At 36.8% G+C, this 7,500-nt stretch carries 6 protein-coding genes (1 of these 6 only partly in view); all 6 read left to right on the top strand.

The annotated features are described in order from the left end of the window. Positions 1-191, top strand: partial view of a hypothetical protein gene (locus P162_RS17625; protein WP_164076157.1) — the 3' portion only. It extends 70 nt beyond the left edge of the window; only the last 191 of its 261 coding nucleotides appear in the window; its start codon lies beyond the left edge, outside the window; the stop codon is at positions 189-191. A 76-nt stretch (positions 192-267) separates the two neighbouring features. Continuing rightward, complete coding sequence (mnmA, locus tag P162_RS00410; protein ID WP_031425143.1) at positions 268-1,467, top strand: tRNA 2-thiouridine(34) synthase MnmA; 1,200 nt, start codon at positions 268-270, stop codon at positions 1,465-1,467. Between the two features lie 7 nt (positions 1,468-1,474). Next, the gene (locus P162_RS00405; protein ID WP_031425141.1) at positions 1,475-3,085 is read left to right on the top strand and encodes a S8 family serine peptidase; all 1,611 of its coding nucleotides are present in this window, start codon (positions 1,475-1,477) and stop codon (positions 3,083-3,085) included. Between the two features lie 998 nt (positions 3,086-4,083). Beyond that, positions 4,084-5,175 carry a glycosyltransferase family 4 protein gene (locus tag P162_RS00400; protein WP_164076155.1) on the top strand — a complete coding sequence of 364 codons (1,092 nt, stop codon included), beginning with the start codon at positions 4,084-4,086 and terminating at the stop codon, positions 5,173-5,175. A 165-nt stretch (positions 5,176-5,340) separates the two neighbouring features. Beyond that, positions 5,341-6,117 carry a polysaccharide biosynthesis/export family protein gene (locus P162_RS00395; protein ID WP_031425138.1) on the top strand — a complete coding sequence of 259 codons (777 nt, stop codon included), beginning with the start codon at positions 5,341-5,343 and terminating at the stop codon, positions 6,115-6,117. Position 6,118: 1 nt separating this feature from the next. Continuing rightward, the coding region (locus P162_RS00390; protein ID WP_031425136.1) for a GumC family protein at positions 6,119-7,500 on the top strand (1,382 nt) is incomplete at its 3' end.

Here is a 7,500-nt window from a genome sequence, read left to right as displayed (position 1 = left end):
GGGTCGGCCATATAGGCCATGCGCCGCATCGAGCGCACCTCCAGGCTCAAAAAACCGAACTCCTCCACCACCATCCCCGTCAGCCTGTAGACCCCCTTCCCAACAAAAGGGTGCCCCCGGGAAACCCCAGGGAAATGTACCGTGTCCAACCAATTGCCGTTTTCGCAGTCTTCTACAATACTAATTATTGATTCTTACCATACATTAATCGTAAGATTTCGGTAATTTTGAATAAGATTTTCGACTAAATCTTTTTAATGAAAATGTATGAAAACTGTAGTTGTAGGGTTAAGTGGAGGAGTAGATAGTAGTGTATCAGCCTATCTTCTTAAAGAGAAAGGATATAATGTTATAGGCTTGTTTATGAAAAATTGGCATGATGACTCTGTGACTATATCAGATGAATGCCCCTGGCTTGATGATAGCAACGATGCTATGCTTGTCGCAGAAAAGTTGGGAATTCCGTTTCAAACTGTCGATTTGAGCGAAGAGTACAAAGAACGTATTGTAAATTATATGTTCAATGAGTACAAACAGGGTCGAACTCCTAATCCTGATGTTCTTTGCAATAGGGAAATCAAGTTTGACGTCTTTATGAAATTGGCCTTAGAATTAGGCGCTGATTATGTTGCAACAGGTCATTATTGTCAACGTGGTATTATTTCCGATGATAATAAAAGTCGTTTTCAATTGTTGGCTGGAGCGGATGCTAATAAAGACCAATCCTATTTTTTGTGTCAACTTTCTCAAGAACAGCTAAAGAAAACCCTTTTCCCTATAGGGCATTTGCAAAAGGCGGAAGTAAGGCGCATTGCCAAAGAACAAGATTTAATTACTGCAGATAAAAAAGATTCTCAGGGACTTTGTTTTATAGGTAAGGTAAAGTTACCGGAATTTCTTCAACAAAAATTACAACCTAAGGAAGGTCTCATCATTGAAATTCCAAGTGAGGTATCCCTTGATAAAACTATGAATCCTAAGGAAAGTTCTCCCAATAACACGTATATAAATAATGTAATTCTACAAGCTAAAAAACCTAAATATAATTCTTCAGACGGTAATATTGTAGGCAAACATCAGGGGGCTCATTATTTTACAAAAGGTCAACGTAAAGGTTTGGCTGTAGGAGGAACGGTTGAACCTCTCTTTGTTATTGACACTGACGTGGAAGAGAATATAATTTATACTGGTCAGGGGAAAAACCACCCAGGCTTATATAGAAGCGCTCTTTTTATCAAAGAGGTGGAAATCCATTGGGTACGTAGTGATCTTAAATTATTGCCTGATCAAGAAATGGAAATTAAAGCAAGAATCCGTTATCGCCAACCTCTTGAAAAGGCAATCCTTCACAAAATGGAAAATGGAATGTATGTATCTTTTGAAAATCCACAATCGGCAATTTCAGAAGGACAATTCGTAGCATGGTATGAAGGTAATGAGCTTCTGGGGAGTGGTGTTATATCCTAAATAAACTATGAAAATTATTCTTATTCTCTTATTTATCTCCTTTTCGGTACATGCGCAGCAAGAAGACGCCCTTGTTTATCTTGTTGATAAAGAGAATGTAGAAGAATTTATTAATCAACCAAATACGATACTTAGTCAAAGGTCAATTGATAGAAAGGGTAGGCATAGTACACCAATCGATAGTAGGGATGTCCCGGTAAATGAAGAATTCATAACTATTTTAAAGAACAAAGAACATGTTCAGGTACTTGCCAAATCAAAATGGATGAATAGCGTCTACATACGTGGTGACCTAACGGAAATTGAAAAATTGAAAGATCTGTATTTTGTAGCATCTATTGAATTTTTGAATAAAACATTGAACCAGCCAAATTTAGAAAAGGATGAACTTCCTAAAAATAGTGTTGTATACAATGTTCGCGATTACAATTATGGTAGTGCTTTAAATCAAACGCAGATGATATCCCTGGAAAGTTTACATGACAGAGGCTTGAATGGGGATGGGATGCATATTGCAATAATGGATAGTGGATTTCCAAACATTACTGAAAATCCGGCATATTCATCCCTTATTTCGGAAGGTAGATTACTTGGTACTTATGATTTTGTAGATCGTAGCAGAAATGTTCAGGGATTTGGCACACATGGTAGCCAGACATTAAGTGTAATGGCTGGTCTCAAAGAAAATGAATTTATAGGAACTGCGCCACAAGCTTCGTATTATTTATTTCGAACTGAATTTACCCCATCAGAAAATCCTGTAGAAGAAGCATGGTGGGTTGAAGCGCTCGAGCGTGCTGATAGTTTGGGCATTGATGTGGTCAACACCTCATTAGGTTATCGCGATTTCGATGAAAGTAAATACAATTATGGTTATGAAGATCTTGATGGAAACACTACAATTTCCGCACGCGGTGCAAACATAGGTTTTGAAAAGGGGATGTTAATTGTTACATCTGCTGGAAATGATGGTCAAGCAACCTTTAATACGGTTGCTACTCCAGCTGATTCACCTGGAGTACTTTCTATTGGTGCTGTAGATTCATTGGGAGAATATGCTGCCTTCAGTTCTATGGGGCCCACGGTGGATGGTCGTATTAAGCCAGATGTTATGGCACAGGGTAAAAGCACGGCGATATTAGACACCAATGGCAACCTGGATTTCGTAAATGGCACCTCTTTTAGTTCACCTATAATTGCCGGTGCAGCAGCTTGTTTATGGGAAGGATTACCCTCTTTAAAAAATTCACAGATTATGGATCTGATTCGTGAATCAGGAAGTCAATACTTAAACCCTAGTAATGAGATGGGATATGGTATTCCTAATTTTGAAAGTACCTATCAAAAAGGTCTTCTTTTGAAACTTAATAATGATTTCTTTCAAGATCGCTTTGGGATTGCTGAAAATCCAGTAGCTAGTGAGGTGGTTTTTTCTATTCCACATGGGATTTTACATGCTGATATTCAGTTTTTTGATGTTTTAGGTAAAAAAATTCTACAAACGAAAATCACGAATTCTGCGAATCGTGTGAATGTATCGCAATTTGATTCTGGGATCTACATCGCATTGATTACTAGTGGCAGAATATCAAATAGCTTTAAAATTATCAAGCGCTAATGCACTCTAATGAAATCACTTCACTTTTTTCTGTAAAATATTCTCTTATTTAAACCAGAATAATAAGGAACATCGATGGGCAACTCGCTAGCCCGGCAAGTAAAGCCCGTGGTTTGGACTAGATAGGGGCAAATTCAATACCCTGATATTTTTGAAAAACATATTTAGAAATGCGAACAAACTACTAAAAGACCTTTGCTTTGTACGGATATTAATAGGATAATGAGATTTATTATTTAAATACATGTGAAAATAGTTTTCTCATCTGCTGGAAATCCTAATATATGGACTCCATTTTGAAAATAATATGGAATTACGGTAGTACATGTGTTAAGTAGTTTGAAATTTGGGCCGAAAACAGAAGGAGCTGGCGTAGATGCTATTGTGTAGAACGTTTTAAACCTTTTATATAGCCACTACTGAAAGTAATGGTCATAATATTTTCAACATTGATGCCAGTGAAGGAGCAACCAGAATAGCATTAAATGACCTCGTTCCTGTTCGATTTCTTTATTTTTAGCATATAGGGAGATAGAAGCACTATATACCGAAAATAACACCAAGGTAAAGCTCATGGAGCTATTTGGTAAAGCTCCTGTAAAAAAGGGTATGTTTGAAGAGTGATATGAATAACGGGGAAATGCAAATAGGACAAATTTGTGCATCAATTCATGATATCAAACCTGCTGCTCAAATCGCAAAGGAAATCATTCTTGAATTTGAAGATACCAGAAAAAATGTTATGATACTTGAAATAAATTTTCTATATCAATGTGATTACGGAATTTTCCTTTTCAGATAGTCTTCTTCTAAGTACGTAATATCGATCAAGTCTGTAGATAGTCTTTCAATTACTATAATTTTTTACACGATTACGCCTTCTATTGTATACGAAATAGTAGTTAAGAAACAAGTGTTTTTTCAAATTTTCATTTTCGTAAAAAAGCGTTAAAGAAGTTTAATATATATATATTTACCACATCTTAACTTAGAAACCATTGATACCTATTGTATTTGTAATACTAGCTTTCTCTACTGCTTTTATTATCAGTATTATCACGTTGCCTGAAATTATAAAAGTGATTATGGGCAGGGAGGTCTTTGATACTCCAGGAGGTCGAAAACTTCATGTAGGAAACATTCCTACAATGGGTGGGGCCGCTATTTTTGTTGGTTTTATTCTTTCTGCTCTTGTTTGGGTTCCCATGGAAAATCTTGGAACTTTTAAGTATCTCTTTTTTGCTTTGATTTTACTTGCTTTTACCGGCATACGAGACGATATGGTTGCATTGTCATCTCTCAATAAATTTATTGTGCAGCTATTGGCAGCTTGTGTGGTTGTTGGTCTGGGGGGAGTATCTATAAATTCTTTTTATACTTTCGGGATTGATTTCGCTTTTCCTGAGTGGTTAAGTTTTGCAATTAGTGTCTTTGTTATAGTAGGTTTGACAAACTCCTTTAATCTTGTTGATGGTATAGACGGTCTTGCAGCATCAATAGCATTGGTTTGCATACTATTTCTTGGGGTATGGTTTTACATGACCGGCTTTACAAACCTGGCACTTGTTTGCGGTGCCATGTGTGGAGCGGTACTTGCCTTCATATGCTTTAACTGGCATCCGGCCAAAATCTTTATGGGGGACACAGGATCCTTGTTTGTGGGATTTTTCTGTGCTGTCGTTTTAATTATATTTTTGAACAAAAATCAAGAGCTTCCTTCTACTGAAATTCTTAAGATAAAAAATAGCGTGAGTTTGGCTATGGTGTTATTTATCTATCCCATTTTTGATACATCGCGCATTATGTTAATACGATTATCTCAAAGGCGGTCACCCTTTGCACCAGACAAGTTGCATATTCATTCTTTACTTTTACGATTGGGATTAAAGCACCATCAAATCTCGATTATCGTGGGTGTTTCAAGTGTTTTGGGAATTCTGCTTTGCCTGATCCTGGATAATTATGTGTTAGATAGTATTGCTGTTTTAATAGGGTTCCTATGTTGTTTGATAATAAGTTTTACAATTTCTAAGCGTGTAAAGAAATTTAAAAGCAACAGAAAGACAATAATAATTAAGAAAGCCAAATGATATTGAAAGCTTATCCTTCTTAGGAATTTTTTATTTCAATATTCCCTTTCATATTCCTACATAAGATTTGGAATTTTGGGACAATTTTCAAGTACAATGCCAAAAATTGGTTGTTAGACTTTAAAAAATTACATTTGCAAGATAAAAATCTAATAAGTCCCAACTTTGAATCGATTTATCCAGTTTGTTTTAGTTCCATTTGCCTTGCTTTTAATCCTGAATTCATGTGTTTCAAAGAAGGATGTGCTTTATTTTCAGGATATCGAAAATCTAAGGGAACAGCAGGATTCAATTACCTATAATACCATTATCCGTCCAGATGATCTCCTGACCATAACAGTATCCGCCCTAAATCCTGAAACCGTTGTACCTTTTAATCCTCCGCTTGTAAGTACACCTAGTGGTGATGGTACCATCAATGGTGCACGCCAGATACAGACTTATTTAGTAGATAAAGATGGTACAATTGAATTTCCTGTACTGGGAAGTTTAGAATTGGGAGGAATGACAAGACAGGCAGCGACTCGGACTATTAAAGAAAAACTTGCTACTTACGTCATTGATCCTATTATCAACTTGCGCATTTTAAATTTTACTATTTCAGTACTGGGAGAAGTGCAGCGGCCGGGAACATTTACTGTAAATGATGAGCGAGTAACAATTCTGGAAGCATTAGGGCTTGCTGGCGATATGACAATTTTTGGGGAACGGGAGAAAGTCCAGGTGATACGGGAAGAAAACGGTAAAACAAGATATGGCGTACTTGATTTTACATCCGTAGATCTTATCAATTCCCCATTTTATTATATGCAGCAAAATGATGTAATCATTGTACCTCCTAATGGCGCCCAGATACAAAGTTCAGGATTTAATAGGAATACATCGGTCTTCATTTCTGTGGCGGGAATTATAATTTCAGTAATCTCTATTTTTACAAGATAATATGCAGATTGAAGAACAGGCGCAGGGCGCTCAGGAAGAGCTTACGTTAAAGGAACAGTTGCAATTATACATGCGCTACTGGCCCTGGTTTCTTGTGACCGTGGTGTTGATGCTTGTTCTTGCCTTTTTATATTTGAGATATACTAACAATTCTTATCAAAGTCAGGCAACCATACTTATTAAGGATTCAAAAAACAGTGAACTTTCAGAACTGGCTGCGTTTGAAGATCTTGGACTGGGCAATGTAGGTTTGAGTAAATCTGAATTTGAGAATGAAATTGAGATCTTAAAATCAAAAAGACTTACACTTCAAGTCGTTGAAGAACTTGATCTGAATGTCACCTACTACAGAGATGGTAATATCAAAACTTCAGAACTATTTAATGAAAGTCCGCTAACGGTTAAAGTACTCAAAGGAGAAAACACATTGTCAGAACCGGTAACTCTTTGGATCTGGCCTAAAAACAGCAACGCATTTGAACTACGTGTAGGTGATGATGGCAGCAGGGAGACTTATAATTTTGGTGAAAAGATTACTTTCCCCTTTGGGGAACTTACTGTAATTCCCAAGCCTCTGGAATTGAAGGAATACTGGAAGGTTGAACCTTATACCATCGTAATTAACATAAAGAGTCTTGAAGACGCCGTACTAACTACCCGTAAGAATATTAATGTACAGGCTATCAATAAAAATAGCAGTGTCATTGAACTTACAACCACTTCTGGGGTAAAAAATAAATCAGAGACCATTTTAAACAGTCTCATTGCCGCTTATAATGCTGATGCCACCTTAGATAAAAAGTTGGTTTCCAAGAATACTGCTGAATTTATAGATCAACGTCTTGCCCTGATTTCACAGGAACTGGATTCGGTAGAAAAGAATAAAGTTACGTTCAAAGAAGATAAAAGCATAACAAATATTGAAACCGAAGGGCAATTATTCCTGGAAAATGCCAGCGAGTTCAATAAGCGCCAGTTAGAAGTTGAAACGCAAAAAGAGGTTCTCAGTACCATGATTACTTATCTTGAGCAACAAACGAATAAATTATTGCCTACAAATTTAGGTTTAGAAGAAGAAGGCGTATCTGTACTTGTTCAAAATTACAATGACCTGGTATTAGAACGGGATCGACTTATGGCCAGTGCCACACCAGAGAATCCTGCTGTGGTAAACCTTACAAATCAAATAGATCAATTGCGTCAAAATGTGCTGCAAAGTCTCGATCAGTTAAGACAATCTATACGTATTACTGAAAAAGACCTGGATGCACAGCAGGGTCGCATTAAAGGGAAAATTTCTGCAATACCGGGTATTGAACGTTTGTATCGCGATATTGAACGCCAGCAGGGTATAAAAGAATCACTTTATTTGTATTTGTTGCA

Source organism: Flavimarina sp. Hel_I_48, from assembly GCF_000733945.1.
Classification (GTDB): Bacteria; Bacteroidota; Bacteroidia; order Flavobacteriales; family Flavobacteriaceae; genus Leeuwenhoekiella.
This window is presented reverse-complemented; position numbering and strand designations above follow the sequence as displayed.

Excerpts from the sequence above, each read along its gene's own strand:
- mnmA (WP_031425143.1), top strand. The coding sequence starts at position 268 with ATGAAAACTGTAGTTGTAGGGTTAAGTGGAGGAGTAGATAGTAGTGTA.
- P162_RS00405 (WP_031425141.1), top strand. The coding sequence starts at position 1,475 with ATGAAAATTATTCTTATTCTCTTATTTATCTCCTTTTCGGTACATGCG.